Source organism: Pseudomonas sp. UBA7500, from assembly GCF_002478435.1.
Lineage (GTDB): Bacteria > Pseudomonadota > Gammaproteobacteria > Pseudomonadales > Pseudomonadaceae > Aquipseudomonas > Aquipseudomonas palmensis.
Genome location: NZ_DLNW01000052.1, coordinates 49670 through 70748 on the forward strand (window position 1 = coordinate 49670; position 21079 = coordinate 70748).

At 60.2% G+C, this 21079-nt stretch carries 20 protein-coding genes and 1 pseudogene; 19 read left to right on the top strand and 2 right to left on the bottom strand.

Annotation, left to right across the window (positions count from 1 at the left end):
- Positions 1-127: 127 nt before the first annotated feature.
- The 4 genes and pseudogenes from B4I46_RS22810 to B4I46_RS22825 all read left to right on the top strand — a co-directional run.
- Positions 128-646: a sigma-70 family RNA polymerase sigma factor gene (locus B4I46_RS22810; protein WP_054915411.1), complete on the top strand. Its 519-nt coding sequence runs from the start codon at positions 128-130 to the stop codon at positions 644-646.
- Complete coding sequence (locus B4I46_RS22815; protein WP_210014622.1) at positions 643-1596, top strand: FecR domain-containing protein; 954 nt, start codon at positions 643-645, stop codon at positions 1594-1596. Before B4I46_RS22810 ends, B4I46_RS22815 begins: the two co-directional genes overlap by 4 nt.
- A 117-nt stretch (positions 1597-1713) precedes the next feature.
- Entirely contained in the window at positions 1714-4161 is a 2448-nt protein-coding gene (locus B4I46_RS22820) for a TonB-dependent siderophore receptor (RefSeq protein ID WP_253086974.1), read from the top strand.
- Between the two features lie 80 nt (positions 4162-4241).
- Positions 4242-5372, top strand: a pseudogene (locus B4I46_RS22825) (PepSY-associated TM helix domain-containing protein); the annotation flags it as partial.
- Positions 5373-6065: 693 nt separating this feature from the next.
- Here the strand turns inward: B4I46_RS22825 and gcvA are convergent.
- Positions 6066-6980 (bottom strand): transcriptional regulator GcvA, encoded by a 915-nt coding sequence (gcvA, locus tag B4I46_RS22830; protein WP_054915414.1) that lies wholly within the window; start codon positions 6978-6980, stop codon positions 6066-6068.
- Positions 6981-7282: 302 nt separating this feature from the next.
- Here gcvA and B4I46_RS22835 point away from each other — a divergent pair, with 302 nt between their 5' ends.
- From B4I46_RS22835 to B4I46_RS22900, 14 genes are all read left to right on the top strand, one after another.
- Complete coding sequence (locus tag B4I46_RS22835) at positions 7283-8056, top strand: SDR family NAD(P)-dependent oxidoreductase (protein WP_054915415.1); 774 nt, start codon at positions 7283-7285, stop codon at positions 8054-8056.
- A gap of 73 nt (positions 8057-8129) precedes the next feature.
- Positions 8130-8411: a hypothetical protein gene (locus B4I46_RS22840; RefSeq protein WP_054915416.1), complete on the top strand. Its 282-nt coding sequence runs from the start codon at positions 8130-8132 to the stop codon at positions 8409-8411.
- Between the two features lie 10 nt (positions 8412-8421).
- A complete protein-coding gene (locus tag B4I46_RS22845; RefSeq protein WP_054915417.1) occupies positions 8422-8979 on the top strand; it encodes an OsmC family protein in 558 nt (185 codons plus the stop codon).
- Positions 8980-9089: 110 nt separating this feature from the next.
- The gene (locus tag B4I46_RS22850) at positions 9090-9434 is read left to right on the top strand and encodes a carboxymuconolactone decarboxylase family protein (RefSeq protein WP_218186781.1); all 345 of its coding nucleotides are present in this window, start codon (positions 9090-9092) and stop codon (positions 9432-9434) included.
- 72 nt (positions 9435-9506) lie between these two features.
- Positions 9507-10175 (top strand): cupin domain-containing protein, encoded by a 669-nt coding sequence (locus tag B4I46_RS22855; protein WP_255001275.1) that lies wholly within the window; start codon positions 9507-9509, stop codon positions 10173-10175.
- Complete coding sequence (locus tag B4I46_RS22860; RefSeq protein WP_286902016.1) at positions 10172-11332, top strand: flavin monoamine oxidase family protein; 1161 nt, start codon at positions 10172-10174, stop codon at positions 11330-11332. The genes B4I46_RS22855 and B4I46_RS22860 overlap by 4 nt, the downstream gene beginning before the upstream one ends.
- Before the next feature lies 1 nt (position 11333).
- Entirely contained in the window at positions 11334-12086 is a 753-nt protein-coding gene (locus tag B4I46_RS22865) for an SDR family oxidoreductase (RefSeq protein WP_054915421.1), read from the top strand.
- Between the two features lie 79 nt (positions 12087-12165).
- Positions 12166-13251, top strand: a complete 1086-nt coding sequence (locus B4I46_RS22870; RefSeq protein WP_255001281.1) for an alcohol dehydrogenase — start codon at positions 12166-12168, stop codon at positions 13249-13251.
- On the top strand, positions 13248-14477 hold the full coding sequence (locus tag B4I46_RS22875) for an MFS transporter (protein ID WP_255001283.1): 1230 nt from the start codon (positions 13248-13250) through the stop codon (positions 14475-14477). Before B4I46_RS22870 ends, B4I46_RS22875 begins: the two co-directional genes overlap by 4 nt.
- Positions 14478-14535: 58 nt before the next feature.
- A complete protein-coding gene (locus B4I46_RS22880; RefSeq protein WP_236171667.1) occupies positions 14536-15441 on the top strand; it encodes a DMT family transporter in 906 nt (301 codons plus the stop codon).
- Positions 15442-15736: 295 nt separating this feature from the next.
- Positions 15737-16276, top strand: a complete 540-nt coding sequence (locus B4I46_RS22885) for an AAA family ATPase (protein WP_082405748.1) — start codon at positions 15737-15739, stop codon at positions 16274-16276.
- A gap of 116 nt (positions 16277-16392) precedes the next feature.
- Entirely contained in the window at positions 16393-17013 is a 621-nt protein-coding gene (locus tag B4I46_RS22890) for a tyrosine-type recombinase/integrase (RefSeq protein WP_054915424.1), read from the top strand.
- Between the two features lie 181 nt (positions 17014-17194).
- A complete protein-coding gene (locus tag B4I46_RS22895) occupies positions 17195-17827 on the top strand; it encodes a hypothetical protein (protein ID WP_054915425.1) in 633 nt (210 codons plus the stop codon).
- A gap of 420 nt (positions 17828-18247) precedes the next feature.
- Entirely contained in the window at positions 18248-18556 is a 309-nt protein-coding gene (locus B4I46_RS22900; RefSeq protein ID WP_058541125.1) for a DUF3077 domain-containing protein, read from the top strand.
- 126 nt (positions 18557-18682) lie between these two features.
- Here the strand turns inward: B4I46_RS22900 and B4I46_RS22905 are convergent, their stop codons facing one another.
- The gene (locus B4I46_RS22905; protein ID WP_286902022.1) at positions 18683-19651 is read right to left on the bottom strand and encodes an AraC family transcriptional regulator; all 969 of its coding nucleotides are present in this window, start codon (positions 19649-19651) and stop codon (positions 18683-18685) included.
- Between the two features lie 103 nt (positions 19652-19754).
- Between B4I46_RS22905 and B4I46_RS22910 the strand changes: the two genes are divergently transcribed.
- On the top strand, positions 19755-21002 hold the full coding sequence (locus tag B4I46_RS22910; RefSeq protein WP_286902024.1) for an MFS transporter: 1248 nt from the start codon (positions 19755-19757) through the stop codon (positions 21000-21002).
- Positions 21003-21079: the final 77 nt, after the last annotated feature.

Genomic DNA, 21079 nt, shown 5'->3' on the forward strand with positions numbered 1-21079 from the left:
CGCCTGGCAAGCACCCTTTCGTGGCGAGTCAGCGCTCCCGCTGCCACGTCGCACTGGCACCTGCCGATATTGCCACCTCCTCGTGATCCGAATAATAATGCAACCAATTCCCATTTGAGATGCCATCATGCCGGTCGAGTCACCTGCCCTACCTGCTGCTGTCGGCGCGCTGTATGCGCAGCACAGCTCATGGCTGCACGGCTGGCTGCGCAAGCGCATGGGCAGCCACTGCGATGCGGCGGACCTGGTGCAGGACACGTTCGTCAAGCTCCTCAAGACCCGCACATCACTGGAAATCCGTGCACCCCGCCAGTACCTGTCGACGGTGGCCAAAGGCCTGATGATCGACCTGTTCCGCCGTCGCTCGCTCGAACAGGCCTACATGGAAACCCTGGCCAGCATTGCGCTTGCCGACATCCCCAGCGCCGAAGCGCAGGCAATCATGTTCGAAACGCTGGTGGAGCTGGACCGCATGCTCGCCGGCCTGGGCGCCAAGGTGCGTGAGGTGTTCATCCTGTCCCAGCTCGAGGGCCTGCCCTACGCGCAGATCGCCACGCGCCTGGATATTTCCCTGCGCTCGGTCAACAACCACATGGCCAAGGCCATGGAACATGTCTGCCTGATGCAGTGGGAAAGCGTCGAATGAACCGCTCCCCCTCCGCCGCCCAACGCGAGGCGGTGCGTGAGGCCGCGCGCTGGTACGCACAACTGTCATCCGGCACCGTCAGTGCCGAGGATCAGGCCTCGTGGCAACGCTGGCACGACAGCGACCCGCTGCACCGCCAGGCCTGGCAACGCATGCAGGCGGTCAGCCACAGCTTTGCCGGGCTGCCGGGGCGTATCGCCGCCTCCACCTTGCTGGGCAGCGGCAACAGCCGCCGCCAGGTGCTGTACGGCCTGGCCATGCTGCTGGGCGGTGGGGTCCTCGGGACGCTGGGCTGGCGCAGCGACACCCGTCGCCAATGGTACGCCGACTACCGCAGTGGCGTCGGCGAACGCCGTGCCGTGCGCCTGGCGGATGGCAGCCAGATGCTGCTGGACACCGACAGCGCCGTGGACGTGGATTTCGATATGCAGCAGCGGCGTGTGCTACTGCACCGCGGCCAGGTGCTGATCACCACCGCCCGCGACGATGCCGCCCGGCCTTTCAGGGTCGATACCCGCCACGGCAGCGTCCTGGCCCTGGGCACCCGCTTCACCGTCAGCGTCGACGACCATGGCAGCGAAGTCGCGGTGCTGGAAAAGGCCGTGGAGGTGTCGGTGCAGCCGATCGAGCGCCTGCGCCTGCATGCCGGTCAGCGGGTGGCGTTCGGCCCGGCCGGGATCGGCAGCCTGCGCAGCAACGACGCCGCTGTGGCGGCGTGGGAGCAAGGCAGCGTGATCGCGGTCGATACCCCGCTGCAGACCCTGCTGGCGCAACTCGCGCGCTATCGCCCCGGCGTACTGAACTGTGACCCGGCGGTGGCGCAGATGAAGATTTCCGGCGCGTTCCCCATCACCGATACCGAACTGGCCCTGACGGCGCTGCAAAGCGCATTCCCGCTGACCGTACAGCGCCGCACGCGCTACTGGGTGACGGTTGTGGCGCGCACCTGAGCCAGCCGGCACCACGAATGAAAATAATTTTCACTTACTTGCACTTTCATCGACGCTCATCCGGCCTTCCCTCCCACAAGTTCAACTGAGTGTTCTGGGGAAGGAAACATGAGCGTCATGCAACGATCACACACCGCACTGGCCCTGGCGGCCCACCTCGCCCTGGGCAGCGTTGCCGCCTGGCCGCTCGCCGGCCTGGCCGCGCATGCGTCCAGCGAGCAAACCCGTGCCTATGACATCGCGCCCGGCACGCTGACCGAAAGCCTGGGCCGCTTTGCCAGCGCCGCCGGGGTGGTGTTGTCGTTCGATGCCGCGAGCACCCAGGGCCGCCGCGCCCCCGCCCTCCAGGGCGACTACAGCGTCGCAGGCGGCTTCGCCACCCTGCTGGCGGGCAGCGGCCTGCAGGTGGCACGCCAGGCCAATGGCGTGTACCTGCTGATCGCGTCCAACCCCGGCAACGGCTCGCTCGAACTGAGCGCGATCAACGTCAGCGGCCAGACGCTGGGCAGCACCACCGAAGGTACCGGCTCCTACACCACGGGCACCGTCACCATCGGCAAGAGTGAGCACAAGCTCAAGGACATCCCGCAAAGCGTCACGGTCATGACCCGCCAGCGCATGGACGACCAGAACATCACCAACCTGCCTGAGCTGTTCGCCAACGCACCGGGCATGACCTTTGCCAAGAGCCCCGGTACCGGTGGCTTCATCACCTCGCGCGGGTTCGAGATCGAATCGCTGCAGTACGACGGCGTGCCCATGACCCGCGGCATCTATGCGCTGGGCAGCTACCTCACCGAATCCACGGCCTTCTACGACCGAGTGGAACTGCTGCGTGGCGGCGCGGCCTTGCTGCAAGGCGCCAACAGCCCGGGCGGCGCGGTGAACCTGGTGCGCAAGCGCGGCCAGGCCAAGCCCACCGTGACCCTGACCGCACAGGCCGGAAGCTGGGACCACTACGCTACCCAGGCGGATGTCGGCGGCCCGTTGAATGACGCGGGCACCGTGCGCGGTCGCGCCGTGGTCGACTACGACACCCGCGACTCGTTCATCGACCACGTTGGCGGATGGGAGCAGAAGGTCTACGGCGCCCTGGACTTCGACCTGTCGGAAAACACCACCCTGGGCGTTGGCATCAGTGATCGCAAGACCCGCTTCACGCCCATGGTCGCCGGCCTGCCACGCTACAGCGACGGACGTGACATCGGCCTGTCCCGCTCGACGTACACCGGCTCCGACTGGAACCGCGGGCTGACCGAACAGTTGGCCCTTTACGTCGACCTGGAGCACCGATTCAACGACCACTGGAAGTTCAAGACAGCAGCGGTCGCGATCAACGAACGCAACGAAATGACCTATGCCTACATCGTGACACCCACCGGTGTGGCGAACGATGGCAGCGGCGTCGCCAACTGGCGCTATGCCACAGACTTCAATTCGCACAGCCGCGGCCTGGACCTGTTCGTGGACGGCGACTTCAATGGCCTGGGTTTCGATCAGGAAGTCGTGCTCGGGGGCAACTACTCGCGCTACACCAGCGACAACACCATGGCCGTAGTACGCAGCGTAGGCGCCAACATCTTCGACCTGGACAACCACCTGCCGTACGAAAACTACGACAGCCTGGCGGCGCGCGGCACGCGCACCGACAGCCAGTACAAGATCGTGCAAAAAGGCATTTACGGCACCTGGCGCGTCAAGCTCACCGACCCCCTGACACTGATCCTGGGCGGGCGCACCAGCTGGTACTCCTACGAGTACGACTCGCAGATCTACGATCGCAATGCCTTCAGCTACCCCAGCGACAGTGACAAGGCCAACAATGGCGTGGTCACGCCCTACGCCGGGCTGGTCTATGCGCTGACGCCCGAGTGGTCGGCCTACGCCAGCTATGCGGACGTGTTCATTCCGCAGAGCGCCATCGGGGTGGGCGGCTCCACGATCGAGCCGATTACCGGCAGCAACTATGAAGTCGGCCTCAAGGGCGAGCTCAACGACGGGCGGCTCAACACCTCGCTTGCCCTGTTCCGTTACGACCACCAGAACCGCGCCGTCACAATGCTCAACACCGAGTCCCAGTGCGGGGGCTCGAACTGCTCCGAGGCATCCGGCAAGGTGCGCAGCCAGGGGCTGGAGGCTGAAATCAACGGTGAAGTGCTGCCTGGCCTGCAAGCGTCTGCCAGCTATGTCTACAACACCACCAGGTTTATCGAGGACAACACCTACGAAGGCAAGATCTTCTCCACCTGGACCCCCAAGCACACGGTGCGCATCTGGTCCGACTACACATTGCCAGGCGACTTCAACCGCTTCAGCGTCGGCGGTGGCTTGAACAGCCAGAGCAGCGCCGTCGCCTACGACCGCAAATTCGAGACGCCAGGGTTCACGATCTGGAATGCACGCATCGGCTACAAGGTCAGCGATGAGATCGGCCTGGCGGTGAACTTCAACAACCTCTTCGACAAGGTCTACTACATTCCGTCCTATACCGCAGTGGCGTCCAACAACTACTACGGCGACCCGCGCAACGTCATGTTCACCGTCAAGTACACACCGCAGTTCTGAGCAGGTTTCGGGCCCCTGGCATGGGTGTTCATGCCAGGGGCCCGTCGTCCTTCTTGCACTCCCCTGACGACGGCTGAGTCATGTCCAAGAAATCGCGCTCCAAGTTATGGTTCCTGATCCACAGCTGGCTGGCATTGCCGATCTGGTGCTTTGCCCTGCTCGTCTGCGTCACCGGTACCCTGGCAGTCGTCAGCCAGGAGCTGGTATGGCTGGCAAAGCCGCAAATGCGTGCCAACCCGCCGACGCAAGACGCCCGCCGGCTCGACTACGACCAGATCCTCGCGGCCATTCATCGCGACCGCCCCGACCTGGACGTGCAGTACGTCCTGCGTCCCGACCAGGACTCGTTCGCCCTGCAGGTCCAGGTGGTACAACCGGACCACAGCACCCGCAACCTCTATGTGAACCCCTACACCGGCAAGATCCAGGGGGTGAGCCCGGCGTTCGACGTGCGCGGCTTCACCCGTGCGCTGCACGGCTGGTGGCTGGTGCCCTTCGGTAATGGCTACCCCTGGGGCTGGTACCTGGTGTCATTGCTCGCCTTGCCGATGCTGGCCTCGCTGGTGACCGGGCTGGTGGTCTACAAGCGTTTCTGGAAGGCCTTTTTCAAACCGACCCTGCGCTTGAACCAGGGTGCGCGGATTTTCTGGGGCGACTTCCATCGCCTGAGCGGTGTGTGGTCGATCTGGTTCATCGCGATCATTTCGGTCACGGGCCTCTGGTTTCTGATCCAGGCGGTGCTAGCCGACAACCACATCTCCATTTCCAGCCGGCCTGCCATTGGCCTTGTCGCGAGGGAGACGGTGCCCCTGGCCGCACCTGGCGAGCAACCCGCGCGCATCAGCGTGGAACAGGCCATCGCGAATTTCTCGGCGCAGGTGCCCGGCTTCAAGGCGAGCTTCATCAAGCTGCCGGGCAATGCCTATGACACCCTGCAGGTGCGCGGGCGTGGCGCCTATCCGCTGATGCAGCAGAGTGCGAACCTGAACCCGTACGACGGCAGCGTCATCACCTCCTACACACTGTCGGATCGGCGCGCGCTGGAGTTCGTCACCGAATCCATGCGCCCGCTGCATGCCGGTGACTTTGGTGGGCTGTGGCTGAAGCTGGTGTGGTTTGTCTTCGGCCTGCTACTGAGCGTGATGGTGCTCAGCGGCCTGCTGATCTGGAGCAAGCGCACGCTGCAGGCCACTGCGGCTGCGCTCAAGCGAGGCAAGGCAATCGAGGTGAGTGGCTCGCCGCTGCGGCGCTACTGGCTGAAATGGCGGTTTCATCTGAACGTGGTGCTGGTGGTGGTGCCCCTGGTATTTTTGCCCAGGTACTTCGCTGATCAGGCGTTGTTCAAGGGTGAGGCGGGGCTCGGCGAGCGAGAGATCGGTGAGGTTACGGTCGGGCCGTGGAGCCTGCGCCTGGCGGAGTTTCGCGCCCAGCCGCCGCGCAACGAAGGGCCGGCGGGGTATATCAAGAGTTTCAGCGCGGCCTTGTGCGAGGCCTGCATCGGCGAAGTGAAAGCGACCTATCTGCGCGTGGGAAAACCCCGCAGCCTGCGCGCGGCGGGCGGGATCTTCTTTGGTTCGCCGCACAGCATGGGCACCTCGATTCCGATATCCCCGAAAACACCGGTGGATACCCTGCTGTGGGTGACGATGGAGGGCTGGGACGGCTCGGTGCACCAGGGCTCGATTGCGTTGAGCCAAGCATCGCCCGCTTCGGTGGCGTGGTTGCAGGCGCAGGCGGCAGGGTCTCCGTGAGTGGCGGGGGCTCTACAAAACCTCAGCAGATGAGGCGCGTCTATTGGGTTCTCGGGATTTTGTACAGAGCCTAGAGCCCTTCGGCTGGCTCCTTTTGGCCGAAAGCGGTCGTTTGTGAGTGGCAGCTATCGGCCATAAGCGGACGGTGAGGATCTAGTTTTGCGCTGCCTCTGCCAGCAGCCAATCTCGGAAGGTCGTCAGCCTTGGCAAGCTGGCGCACTCCGGTCGGTAGACGACGTAGTAAGCCAGCTCTGATGTAACACTGATCTCTGGGAACAGCCGAACCAGGCGGCCGCTCGCCAAGTCATCACGCGCCATGACACTCCGTGCAAGAGCGACCCCGTGCCCTTCGGCAGCAGCCTGCAATACAGCGGCAGAGTTGTTGATTTTCATGCCGCGAAGGGTGGTCGTATCCGTCACGCCAACTTTTTGCATCCAGGTCTCCCAGGTCGGGAAGCCCGAGTGGTTATCCATTGAGAGATCGTGGATCAACATCTCTTGGATCAGGTCGCTGGGCCTCTGTAAACGCCAGTGCTCTCGCAGCAATTGCGGCGAGCACACAGGGTAAATCTCTTCATCCATCATCTTCTCGGCGGCTAGCCCTGGCCACTTGCCTGTGCCATAGCGCACGCCGATGTCGACTTGCTGAGCAACGAAATCCACCGGCTTGAGGTTGGTATCTAGCCGCACATCCGTATCAGGGCAGATCACTTGGAAGCGGTCGATGCGTGGCAGCAGCCACTTCGCAGCGAAAGCCGGGCTCACAGCCACGGTAAGCACCCCACTGATCGATCCCTCCTGAAGCCGCTCCATTCCCAGGGTCAGTCTGTCGAAGCCTGCTCGGATATCCGGCAAAGCACGTTCGGCTGCCTCCGTTGCTATAAGCCGCGCTTTGCCGCTGGTACTGCGGACAAACAGAGGGGTGCCGAGCCAATCCTCGAGTGTGCGCACGAGCTGGCCAACCGCTGCCGGCGTGACATTAAGCTCGGCTGCTGCTGCAGAAAAACTGTGATGTCGGGCACTGGCTTCGAATGCGCGTAGCGCGTTGAGATGTACTGGAGCCTTCATGTCGATAAAGAATTTCTTTAGTGTCGAGATACTTTATCTCGTTTGTTGGCGGATTTGGAAGCGAGGAAGATTCTCTCCAAGGCCAAGGGTGCTGCGGTTTAGCCACCCAACTTCAGCGGAAAGTTTTTGGAGTTTAGCTGAGATGGAAAGTTTTTCTTCCTGATCCTCAGCTTCCAGATGCCCAACGCTGCACTGGCTCATAGAGGGCACGAGCTGCCTGCCGGAGACGGCGTCTTCGACAAGTGGCTCGCCCCATCCCGTTAGCAAGGTTCCTGCCGTGGGCAGGTGCAAAGAGGTTTCCAATGAGCAATCAATTCAACGGTAAGAAACTGCTGGTCGTCGGTGGCACCAGTGGGATGGGTCTGGAAGCTGCACGCCAGTTTCTCTCCGAAGGTGGCAGCGTAGTCATCGTCGGTAACCGTCCGGAAAAAACCGACGAGGCTCGTAAAGACCTCTTGGCTCTGGGCAACGTGGCTGCTCTTACTGCAGATCTGACCAGCGACGAAGGCCTGGCCAAACTGATCAAGACCATTGGCGAGCAGCACTCTGATATCGACATGCTGGTGAACGCTGCCGGTGTGTTCTTCCCTAAACCTTTCCTGGAGCACCAGGATGCGGACTACGATCAGTACATGAAGCTGAACAAGGCGTTCTTCTTCATCACCCAAAAGATTGCTGCCAATCTGGTTGAGCAAAACCGTCCAGGCGCCATCGTGAACATCGGCTCGATGTGGGCCAAGCAAGCGATCGCCGCCACTCCGTCCTCTGCCTACTCCATGGCTAAGGCCGGCCTGCATTCCCTGACTCAGCACCTGGCGATGGAGCTCGCTTCTAAGAACATCCGCGTCAATGCCGTTTCCCCAGCAGTTGTGCAGACCCCGATCTACGAAGGCTTCATCCCGAAAGCGGAAGTGCATAGCGCTCTGCAGGGCTTCAACAGCTTCCACCCGATTGGCCGTGTTGGCACTCCGCAGGACGTGGCCGGCGTAGTTACCTTCCTCCTCTCCGAGCAAGCCAGCTGGGTTACCGGCGCCATCTGGGATGTCGATGGCGGTGTCATGGCTGGTCGCAACTAAGACCTGTGCCCAGTTACCAAGGATCGGCACAGGACGCACGAACCACCCACCTCGTAAATCTGGAGTAACCCACATGGTCTATCTGCAGATCACGCTCATGATCGAGCATACCAATCGTGCTGCAGCTACCTGCATCTACCAAAAGTTCAGGGCGCCGTTCCTGGAGCAGATCCAGGGTGCGAAGTCCAAGACACTGCTGGTCCGTGACGAAGACGTACAGGTGCTACATGGCTTCGACACGCTGGAAAACGCCAATGCCTACCTGCAAAGCGAGTTGTTCAATGCAGACGTAGTCGGAAGTCTCAAGCCCATGCTCACTGCCGAACCCGACGTGCGTATCTACACCGCCATCTAAGGAGCTCGTGATGACAACTGCTTTGCTCAACGGCGTTGATCTGAACGCCTTGGTGGAGGCTGGCAACGCTGGCCGAGCCAACCGGGAAACCACCAAGTTCACTCTGTCCTTGAACGGGACGTGGGACGGCGGCAGCAAGATGACTGCAACTACTGGAGCTGCAGTCATGGGCGGGCAGCGTGATGAGACTCGCGCCGGCCGCTTCAGGCTCGTCAGCGACGAGCCTGTTCCACTGGGTACAGATACCGGCGCCAGCCCTGTCGAGTACGTGCTGCAAGCACTCGCCTCCTGCTACACGGTCACCATCGCGATGACTGCAGCGCAGCGTGGGATGGAGCTGGAGAGTGTGCGATTGGAGCTAGAGGGCGACGTGGATCTGGCTGCGTTTTTCGGGGTAGACCCAAGCGTGGCGCCTGGGATCAACCAGGTGCGTGTGAAAGTGCACGCCAGGTCGCCAAATGCCACCCACGAACAACTGCAAGCTCTGATCTCTGCTGTTGAACGGTCATCACCGATACGCGGCACCTTGGTGTGCCCGGTCGATGTCGTCACCACTCTCGTCGACTGAATAACCCTGTGGCATCTCCAGCAATTGGCAGCCCCATTGCTGGAATGACCAACACCCGGCCTGTCGTGACCTCACTTCCGGTCTCAACCAATCCTTGGAGAATAACCATGATGCAAGACTGGAATGCCTACCGCGAATCCCTGCTGGAACGCGTAGGCGACTATGCCAAACAGAGCCCTGACGTTATGCGAGGCCTGATGGCCATCGACAATGCAGCCGTCAAAACTGGTCATCTGGACCCGAAGATCCATGAGCTGATTGCATTGGCTGTGGCTATCACCACTCGTTGCGACGGCTGCATTTCCGTCCACACCAAGAAGGCTGCTGAGCACGGTGCTTCCATCGAGGAAATCACCGAGGCGCTGGGCGTAGCCATCGCGCTGAATGCAGGCGCAGCACTGACCTACTCGGCGCGTGTCGTCGAGGCCTACCAGCAGTTGCCCGCCAAGCAATAAGTCGTATCGCCGAGGGTCGGTCGCCTCTGTAGAGGTGACCGGCGACCTCGCATCCCCGTTTGGATTATCCGTATGTTGATCAACGCCGACTTCACTCTTCCAGCTGTTGTTGCGCCACACGAATACCAGTGGGTTGCTTCACCCCAAGCTGGTGTCGACCGCGTGATGCTGGATCGTGTCGGTGCAGAGAAAGCACGTGCCACCAGCATCGTGCGCTATGCCCCGAACTCCTTCTTCCCTAGCCACCAGCACCCTGGTGGGGAGGAGATACTTGTGTTGTCAGGCACTTTCTCTGACGAGGGGGCGGACTATCCAGCGGGTTGGTATCTGCGCAATCCACCAGGTTCCAGCCACCAACCGTCCAGTGCCGAGGGAACCACCATCTTCGTAAAGCTGCAGCAGATGCCTGACAGCGAGTACCACCATGTACGCATCAATACCCGAGACCCATCCAAATGGCATCGACAAGGCTCGCGTGAAGTGTGCCCGTTGTTCGCTGGCGACTCGGAACAGGTGAGCCTGAATCGTTTCGGCGCGAACACCCTGCTCTACAACAAGCTGCTACAAGGCTTCGAGCTACTGGTACTGGAAGGCAGCGTAACAGCGGACGGACAGACCTATGAGAGCGGCTCCTGGCTACGACTGCCTGCGGGACAACACCTGGATATCGTTGCCGGCAAACAGGGAACCACCGTTTACCTAAAAACCGGCCATCTGGTTCATCCAGAGGTAGAGGCATGACCGTGCACACCACCCGCATTGCTATTGTTGGCGCCGGATTGAGCGGGCTGTATGCGGCCTATCTCCTGCAGCGCCAGGGCATCAGTGACTTCGTTGTTCTGGAGGCTAGAGATGAGCCTGGTGGGCGCATTGCTTCCATCAATGCCGAGGGCCAGGCTGTCCCGCATTCGTCAACGAACAGCACCTTTGATCGCTTCGACCTCGGGCCTACATGGTTCTGGCCTGGCTACCAGGAAGAGCTTGATCAACTTGTCGATGCGTTGGGGCTTGAGCGATTCGTACAGTTTGAAGCCGGCGACATGGTTGTCGAGCGTTCGTACGAAGGCCCAGCTGTGCGCACGCGTGGTTACGTCAACTCGCCTCCATCCATGCGCCTGGTCGGTGGCATGGGGGCGTTGGTCGAGGCTCTGCTTCGCAGGGTGAATCCACAGAAAATAGTTTACGGCCATGCCGTGCGCCGGCTTCGCAAGCATGGCGCTCATGTCGAAGTTGAAAGCCATGCCGCTAACGGCTTGGTGACGAGTTGGCGGGCCGAGCACGTGATGCTGGCATTACCGCCACGCCTGCTCGAAAGCACCATCGACTTTGAGCCTGCCCTGCCAGCCGAACTTGCCAGGCAGTGGAAAGCGACCGCGACATGGATGGCCCCTCACGCCAAGTACATCGCGACCTATGACACGCCTTTCTGGCGAGACCAGGGACTTTCCGGCGAGGCACGCAGCATGCGAGGCCCTCTTGGAGAAATCCACGATGCCTCCATGCCTGGAGGTAGCCCAGCCCTGTTCGGCTTCATCGGCGTGCCAGCAAGCACACGCAGCAAGATCCCTGGCGAGGTGCTGCGAGAGCTCTGCCGTGAACAGCTGGCCAGAATGTTCGGCCCCGCAGCTGCGACGCCGAAGGCCGAATTCATAAAAGACTGGGCACATGACCCTTACACAGCCACCAGTGCAGATGTCCATGCGATTTCCCAGCATGCAGCTGCTCCCTCCACCAGTACCTCTTCCGGGCCCTGGCATGGATGCCTGACGGGTATCGCCAGTGAGTGGTCGTTACAGTTTCCTGGATATCTCGCCGGCGCCGTAGAAGCGGCCCGCCTTGGTGTTCAGGCGCTGAATGCCCTTACCACTGCAACCACGCTAAATCCATCGAGGAGCTGATATGAGATTGCAAGGTAAAAACGCATTGATCACCGGCGGCGCCAGTGGCATCGGCCTGGTAACCGCCGAACTCTTTCTACGTGAAGGTGCGCGTGTCGCCATCACCGGGCGTGACGCCGCGAAGCTTGCCCAAGCTCGCGCCTCCCTGGGTGGCGATGTCATCACCATCCAGGCCGATGTCCGAGTTTGCGAGGACATGCAGCGCATGGCTCAAGAGGTGTCCGATGCATTTGGCAACGGCGGCCTGGACATCTTTTTCGGCAATGCCGGTGTGGCATATTCGACGCCGCTGCTAAGCACCGACGAGGCTCGCTTTGACGAGCTGATGGCCGTCAATGTGAAAGGCCTGTTCTTCTCCATGCAGGCAATCACCTCCGTGCTTCGTGAAGGGGCCTCGGTGATTTTGAACTCGGCCTGGCTCAACGCCGTTGGCATGGGTGGCTTCTCAGCGCTGGCAGCCAGCAAGTCTGCGGTGCGCTCCTTCGCACGCTCATGGTCGTGCGAGCTGATGGATCGCAAGATCCGCGTTAACGCCGTCAGCCCCGGCGCTATCGATACCCCGATTTTCGAGTTGGAAGGCGCCACCCCTGAGCAACTGGCCGAGACCAAGCGACAAATGTCGTTACGGATCCCTGCGCGCCGCATGGGGGAGCCGCTCGAAGTTGCTCAAGCCGTTCTGTTCCTGGCCAGCGACGAGTCGCACTACATATTGGGCGCCGAAATTGCTGTGGATGGTGGCTTCGCACAGCTCTGACCACCCTGCCCTGTGCCAGCTAAGACGCATGCGTCTTAGTTGGATGTCTTCCCCGTTATCCACTGAAGGAGCGATGACCATGACAACCACCTACCGCGCCATGCAAGTTAGCCGTCCAGGGGTTCTCGAGCTGGTAGAACGTGTAACGCCAACTCCCGGCATTGGGCAGGTACTAATCGAGGTCGAGGCCTGTGGCATTTGTGGCGCTGATGCCGGCGACATCGAGGGCGCCGATCCAACGCTGCAGCCTCCGCGTGTACCTGGCCACGAGGTAGTTGGTCGAATTGCTGCGCTGGGTGAACACGTCCCTTCGATCTGGCGGGTCGGTCAACGGGTGGGCATCGGGCGCCTGGGCGGGCATTGCAATGAGTGCAGCCAATGCCGGCAGGGAAACTTTCAGCTCTGCCAGAACCAGTCCTTCGTTGGTGCCTCCTGCGATGGTGGCTATGCCGAAATGATGATTGCCCGTGCCTCAGGGCTCGTGTCGATTCCAGATGAGTTGAATGCAGAGGAAGCCGCGCCAATTCTTTGCGCGGGTATTGCCACGTTCAACGCGCTGAAGAAGTCCGGGGCTCAGGCCGGCGATACCGTCGCCATTCTTGGTATCGGTGGTCTGGGTCACATGGCGCTGCAGTACGCACGTCGTATGGGCTTTCGTGTGGTCGCCGTTGGCCACGGCAGCGATATCGCGCAGGATGCGATGGATCTCGGCGCTCATGTCTACATCGACTCCAGCAAAGAGGATGCAGTCGAGACGCTGAAGAACATGGGCGGAGCCCATGCCATCGTCACGACCATCGGTGTCCCTGCAGCCGTCTCTGCGCTCATGCCAGGCCTGGCACCGCAAGGCCGTTTGGTACTCCTGGGTGCCGGCAAAGATCCGCTGCCTGTATCCACCGGCCATCTGGTCGTCGGCGAGCGCAGCTTGCTGGGCTCGATCACCGGCACGCCTTACGAGAACGAGAAAACGCTGGATTTCAGTGTGCTGGCTGGCGTGCGTCCAAGGATTGAGGTGATGCCTTTCGAGCGAGCCAATAAGGCCTATCAGCGGATGAAGTCAGGTGACGTCAAATTCCGCATGGTCTTGACCGTCGACCGGAAATACAACAGCTCATCCATCCCGGATGCAGGCAGTGAGCAAGAGAAGAGCACACTGCACCCATGACCAACACCAGTTCCAATATCGCCCTGCAACACAACGACTCCTTGCTGCTTTCTGACAGCGAGCAAAGCGGGAACATCTGGCGGCTATCCATCGCCCAGGCGCTGGCCGGTGCCAATGCGGTGGTGATCTATGCCACCGGAGCCATCGTGGGCGACATACTTGCTCCGTCGCCTGCACTCGCGACGCTGCCAATTTCGATTTTCGTGGTGGGTATGGCTGCCTGCATTTTCCCGATGGGCGCCTTGGCTCGCCGCTATGGCCGGCGTGCTGGGTTCCTGACAGGTACGGGAGCTGGAGTGCTCACTGGGCTGGCGGCCATGCTCGCGGTCATCCTCGGATCGTTCTGGCTGTTCTGCCTGGCGACATTCTTGGGTGGCAGCTACGCGGCAGTAGTTCTGTCATTTCGCTTCGCTGCAGCTGACGGTGTGGCACCAGAGCGACGGGCTCGCGCGCTCTCTCTGGTGATGGCAGGAGGTGTGGCCGCTGGCGTGGTTGGCCCGCAGTTGGTGATTTGGACAATGGATTTCTGGTCGCCTCATCTATTCGCTGCCACCTTCCTGATACAGGCCGTTGTCGCTGCACTATCAGCCTTGATACTGCTCGGAGTGAAGTTGCCCATGCCGACCGCTGCCGAGCTTGAGGGAGGCCGTTCACTCAGCGCGATTGCTCGGCAGCCACGCTTCATCGCGGCGGTCATTTGCGGCTCTGTCTCGTACTTTTTGATGAACTTCCTGATGACGGCAGCGCCATTGGCGATGCATCACTGCGGGCTCTCCCAGGCCTCGGCCAACCTGGGGCTGCAGTGGCACGTCATCGCCATGTATGCCCCCAGCTTCTTCACTGGCCAGCTGATTACTCGCTTCGGTGCCATACGGGTCGCGACGTTCGGCTTGGCGTTGACGGGGCTGTCTGCCGCCGTTGGTTTGAGCGGCATCGAGGTCATGCACTTCCATTGGTCTCTGATCCTGCTCGGACTGGGCTGGAATTTCGGATTCCTGGGAGCGTCCTCACTCGTCATGGAGTGCCACCGCCCGGAAGAGAAAACGCGTGTGCAATCGCTCAATGACTTCATCGTGTTCGGATCTATGGCGATTGGATCGTTTGCCTCTGGGGGCCTGCTGGCGTCGTTCGGTTGGGCCGTTGTTCTCTGGTTCTCATTGGTGCCGCTTGCACTGGCATCGGTGGCACTCGCTGCGACGGTGCGTAAGCCCGAGAAAGTCATTTAGAGACAGCGTCACCAGCTTGAACACATTGACGAATTCATCAATAAGAAGAGGTAGGTGTATGGATGCGAAGAAGAGCGGTCATGATGAAGGGCTAATGCTTGTTGTCGCCATGACTAGCTTGGCCATGGTGGCGTTTTCAGCCAACTCACTGCTGACGCGAGCGGCATTCCAGACCACCGCTATCGACGCTACATCGTTCACAGCCATCCGGGTGATTTCTGGTGCGCTGACCCTGTTGGTCATAGCGATGCTGCAGGGCGCAAAGCTGAAGCCCAGTCGAACAGGCTGGTGGTCAGCTGTCTTGCTATTTACCTACGTAGCAGCGTTCTCCTTCGCTTACCGTGATATCAGCACCGGCGCAGGCGCGTTGGTGCTGTTCGCCTCGGCTCAGTTGCTGATGATCTCCTACGGATACTGCAAAGGGGAGCGAACAAGTTTATTGGGTGTCCTGATTGCTCTAGGCGGGATTGCAGCCTTTCTTGCACCCACCGCCTCGGCGCCATCGTTATCAGCCGCTGCGCTGATGGCCGTGGCTGGATTCGCCTGGGGCGGTTTTTCTCTGCTGGGTCGATCCTCTGATTCGCCCATATCCAACACGGCTGCCAGCTTCCTGTGGGCCGTTCCCCTTGTGTTGATTTTGATGTTTGTCCAGCGCGAACACCTGAGTGTCGATACTATGGGTATTACCTATGCAGTGCTTTCAGGTAGCTTGGCATCGGCCGGTGGTTACGCAATCTGGTACTGGGTTCGTGTCCGCATGACCGCTATCAGCGCAGGCGCTGTGCAACTGTCGGTGCCGGTGCTGAGTGCCGTGCTCGGTGTGCTGATTCTCAGCGAGGAGATCTCGTGGATCGGAGGGATATCGGCGGTGATCACTCTGGGAGGTGTTGCCTGGGTCACGCTGACTGCAAAGGCGGGACAGCAGGGACGTAGCTCGGCGGGTGCAGAGGATGCGATCCGATAGTCCCTGCCTAGCGGAAGGCATTGTTCCATGCTCGCTACGCAGGCACTCCTGGGCATCGCTGGATTCGTGAGCAGTTGCGTCTACTGCTTAATGATCCGGATCGTACGAGCCAGTCATCGCTTATCTGGTGAGCGTCTGCTATTGGCCGATAGAGGTCATTCCCGAACGGTTGCTATCGACCCAAAGCGGACCGTCACGACAATCAAGTCTTGGCTTGCTGCCTGTTGACGGGGTTGGAGGTTGGCGTAAAATCGCCGCCCCCAAAAAATAGCGCGTATGGCGAGAAGGAGCTTAGATGCAGCGGGTGATGATTATTGGTCAACCTGGGTCGGGCAAAAGCACTTTGGCGCGTGAGCTTGGTCTGCGCACGGGCTTACCTGTCGTTCATATAGACACTATCCACTGGCAGCCAGGGTGGGTTGAACGAAGCCGGGACGAGAAAACACGCCTTTGTTCCGAGGTCGAGGCTCGTGATCGCTGGATATTCGAAGGCGGCCATTCCGTTACTTGGGAGAATCGGGTAGCGCGCGCAGATCTTTTGATATGGATTGATCGTTCGGCGACGCTTCGATTTTGGCGCGTGCTGTTAAGAACGCTGATTCAGCGCGGCAGCTCTCGGCCCGATTTGCCGGACAACTGCCCCGAACTGCTGGCGAATCTGCCAGAGTTTTTGAGATTTATGTGGCGGACGAAAAAAACAGCGCGAGTGAATATGCAGCAGCTGGTGGCGACGGCGCCATCAACATGCCGCGTCGTTCGGCTGCGCTCTAATCGAGATACCAACGTGTTTCTTTCGAGCATTGGCTATTTGAGCGGTCAGATTCCACGAGATTGATCGACGGCTGACGGCTGCGGTATGGAAACTACCGATTGCGAGCGGCTGCTACTGGCCGGTTAGCGACTGCTGCTCTGGTTAACCATCCTTGTCCTCCCACACGTGGAGGATTTGGTATGAACATCATCGTAACCTGCGGCCGTCAGCCCTGGAACAAAGGAAAATTGGTCGGGCAGAAAGCCCCCCTCCGACTGAGAGATATCTGGGCTATCCGAGTAAGACTTCAAATTGGAGAGAGAACCCGTGACCTGGCTCTCTTCGATCTGGCCATAGACAGCAAGCTTCGAGCCTGCGACTTAACCAAGCTCTGTGTGCGCGACGTTGCCCATGGCGAACAGGTGTCCTCACGAGCCATGGTGATGCAGCAGAAAACGCACCGGCCAGTCCAGTTCGAGATTACTGAACAAACACGGTCCGCTGTCGCGGCTTGGATACATCAGGCCCAGCTACGCAGCGAGGACTGCCTTTTCCCTAGCCGACTGCATACCTCAGACCATCTATCCACTCGGCAGTACGCTCGCATCGTCAAAGGCTGGGTGAAGGCCGTTGGCCTTGATCCAGCCATGTATGGCACTCATACGATGAGACGTACGAAGGCATCGCTTATCTATCGCAGGACGAAGAACCTGCGGGCGGTTCAACTGCTGCTCGGCCATACGAAGCTGGAAAGCACCGTTCGATATTTGGGGATTGAGGTCGATGACGCTCTGGAGATGGCAGAACAGACCGAGGTTTGATCATGCATAGCGGCGGTCTAAGCCAGACCGTCGCTAACCGGCCAAAAGCGGTCATACGACGCGTCTACAAGCGGGGCAATTCAATTGATGAGGTTGATTTTGCCATTAGATAAATTTACAACTCTACCGTGCACTGGCTAGAATCAAGTAAACTTAAAAAAACCATGCCCTGGGCGAGCTCATGAAAAGTATCAACATTGCATATATCCTGTTCGGCTCCGCGCTTTCTTTAAAAGTGATGGCGAGCGGGCTAGACGTCGAGCACACACTAATTGAGCATCGCTGGTACACTTTTGAAGACGTGATAGAAAAGAGAAAAATATACAACAGGGTGGATATTTCGCGAGGGTACATTGAATACCATTTCGAGGGTGATGAATATAAACCCAAGCAGCCAGAAGAGAAATTGACGCCCCGACAAAAATTCTATTCCAACCATGGCAGCGTTGGAACATACGCGGCTGCTGATTATGAGACCGCGCTAGACAAGGAGTGCATAGATGTTGTCTCCGGTTCTTTAGGGTCATTTATAGGCGACTATGAAAACTCCAAAAGGCCTGATAGACAAAAATACAAGCGCACCGTTGTTGGCATAAAATCCTTAATGTACAAAGGCCCTGAGTATAACTTCAAGAGCCCTTCATCCTGGTCGCCTGCAGTGTTGCCCAAGAACAACAAAAGCCTTCTTTGTGAAATTTATGAAGTCAAGAGCAAAGAAAGTGATGTGAAATACATTGTTTATGCTGCTTCAGTGGCAACCGCTATGTTTGACGAAATTCATACGGCCCCATTGCCAGGTAACAAGGTCGAGTAATTAAAGGTCTTCGCACTCATGCTGCGGCGCCCACTGCTGCGGCATTGGCCGATTGCGGCCCTTCGTGAAGCTACTATGGGTTGTTAGCGGTCTTTCACCCAAGACCGCATACGGCCAGAATCTCTAGCTGCCGCAACAGACTGCAACGTATTGGTCAGCCTCAAGCGCAGGCCACTCTGCGCGCCTCAAACCTTTGAAATTCAAAAGCAAGCCAGATCGTCAAAATGAATGCATCAGCACTCAGACGGGAACGCCTCCTCCTCCTTCCCTCTACCAGAAACTTGAATCCCCACCTCAACCCCTTTAACCTTGCCCGGTCGCTGTAAACCCAGCGTCCAGGTTTGGTCACCTGAAATAAATCAAGGCGCAAAAAGCGCCGAATCCGAATCAGGGTCGGCTCCACTAATCAAGGAGCACCACATGGCTAAGTTCGTCCCGAATCCCCCACTCCCCAACACCCCGCGCAAACCCGCCTACACCTCCTTCGGCTGTTGCCACGGCGATCACCCTCCCCTGTTTTCCGTGCGCGAAGACATCAAGCTCGAAGATGCGCTGGTCTACCTGTCGATCATGATCCAGTGTGCAAGGGACACCACAGCACAAGCCTGCGAACGCGCCGATGAGCAGTTCAAAAGCCTGCTGATGGCCTCGCAACACTCGCTGGAATTGAGCAATGCATTGATCGAGTCGGTGCTTGATGGCATGGAGGCGAAAGCGGTCAGTAACTGATGACGCAACACTCGGGCCGCACACGCGGCCTATCGAAAGCCAAGAGGTGCGAGCGACCGCGTTCGGCCTTGTCTCAAATAGTGCCAAGGCCGCCCAAGATGGCCCACCCGCTCATCCCACTCAGCTTCAGATGGCAGCCGACTGCCTCAACCTGCGACTCAACCCAGGCGTGTTACCCGTAACACGCTTGAACGCCCGACTGAACGCCGCCTGAGACGTATAGCCCAAACGCTGCGCGACCTCTTCAATTGGCAACCTTTCCAGCGTCAGCCACTGGCTGGCAAGCCGCATTCGCACTTCGGTGACGTAGCGCAGCGGGGTCATGCCAATCGTCAATTGAAAACGCTCCGCAAAGACCGAGCGGGACGTATTGCATTGCTCCGCCAACTGCTCGACGGTCCAGTCGCGGCCCGGTTGTTGATGCAGCGCCAGCAGTGCACCGGCCAGCCGCGGATCGCGCAGGGCGGCAACCAGGCCGGAGGCGTTACCGCAGGCGCACTCGACCCAACCTCGAACGACCATGGCGGCGACCACGTCGGCCAATCGCGCGAGGATGCCGGCGAAGCCGATGCGTGCGGCGCTGACCTCGCGCTCCATGGTGGTGAGAATAGGCACCAGCCCGGGGTAACGCTGGCCGCCGGCATCAATCAGCATCAGGCCCGGCATCAGCTTGCCAAGGCCATGCAGGCTGCCCAATTCGAACTCCATGCAGCCACTGAACAAAAGCGTGGCCGGCATGGCGCCGGCCTCGGTTCCGGTGTGCACCGCGCTGACGGCGTCGCCCAGAGGCTCGCCGTCCAGAAGGTCGATTTGCTGCACGGGCACGTGTGTATCCGAGAGCAATTGATGGGCCGCGCCATGGGAGATGAAGACGGCGTTACCGGCGCACAGCGCATAGGTTGTGCCGTCTTCCATGCGCAGCACCGCGTTGCCGACCGCCAGGAAGTGGAACCAGGCATGCCCGGGTTTGGCAGCGAAGCCCAAGCCGAAGGCCGGGCCCGCCTGGATACGCCGGTAGTCGACACCGCGCAGGCGCATGCCGCGCAACAGCTCGTTGATGAGATCGGAAGAGAAGGCAGAGGGGTCCGTCGGCATGATTCAGGTGTTCTGGTCAAAAAATCGAGTTTTTCGATCATAGATCATCCGGATTCTCGCGCCTAGACTGCGGGTCGCAATTGAAGATTGGGAGATCCGTGCAATGACTGACCTTGTTTGCAATGCCGTACCCGACAGCCGTCCCGGCGCCGGGCCGGATGCAGAACCTGCAACCCCCGCGTGGATGGCTGTGTTCTCGCTGGCCATGGGCGTGTTCGGCTTGCTGACCGCGGAGTACCTTCCGGCCAGCCTGTTGACGCCGATGGCGACCGAGCTGGGGGTATCCGAAGCGCTGGCTGGCCAGGCGGTAACGGTGACAGCCGTGGTGGCGCTGTTCGCCGGCCTGTTGGTGCCAGGCCTGACTCGCAGTATCGATCGCCGCTGGGTGTTGCTGGCTTTTTCCACGTTGATGATCGCGTCCAATCTGTTGGTCGCCGCTTCCTCCAGTTTCGTGGTGCTGTTGCTGATGCGTATCTTGCTGGGCATCGCGCTTGGCGGGTTCTGGAGCATGGCGGCGGCGGTGGCGATGCGTCTGGTGCCGGGGGCTTTGTTGCCGCGAGCGCTCTCGATCATTTTCAGTGGCATCGCCATCGGGACGGTGGTTGCGGTCCCGCTGGGTAGTTATCTGGGTGGGCTATATGGCTGGCGCAGCGCGTTCTTTGCAGCGGCGGCGGTGGGGGTGGTGACCCTGGCGTTCCAGTCAATCACGCTGCCGAGCCTTGCGCCGCGCCGCCCGGCACGCCTGCGCACGGTGCTTGAAGTATTGCTGCGCCCAGGCATTGCCATGGGGATGTTCGGTTGTGTGCTGGTGCACAGCGGCCACTTCGCGATGTTCACGTATGTTCGGCCATTCCTCGAAGGCACGACCGGCATTGGCCCGCAAGGGCTGTCGCTGATGTTGCTGGGTTTTGGTGTGGCGAACTTTGTCGGCACCCTGGTGGCCGGGTGGATGCTTGCTCGTTACCCGCTGGCCACCCTGGTGTCGATGCCCGCGCTGGTGGGCGTTGCGGCACTGGCGCTGGTCCTGTTGCCGGCGTCGGTGCCAGGGCAGGCCGTACTGCTGGCGGTGTGGGGCCTGGCCTTTGGCGGTGTGCCGGTGGCGTGGTCGAACTGGGTCGCCAACGCGGTCCCTGACCAGGCGGAAAGCGCCGGGGGCATGGTGGTAGCGTCGGTACAGTCGGCCATCGCCACAGGCGCAGCCGCGGGTGGGGCAATGTTCAGCCTCGGTGGCAGCGCAGGCGTATTCGTGGCGGCGGCCGTGCTGATGCTGCTGGCCGCGGTGCTGATTGCACTGCGGGTGCGAGTAACTTCGGTAGAGGGCGCTGTGCTGAACCGGTCGGCGCGCCACTGATGATTCAGCTCTGCGGCGCGATCCGCGATAGCGCCTTGCGCGCCGCCCTCCCCTTGGTCGATACACGCCAGGCGACG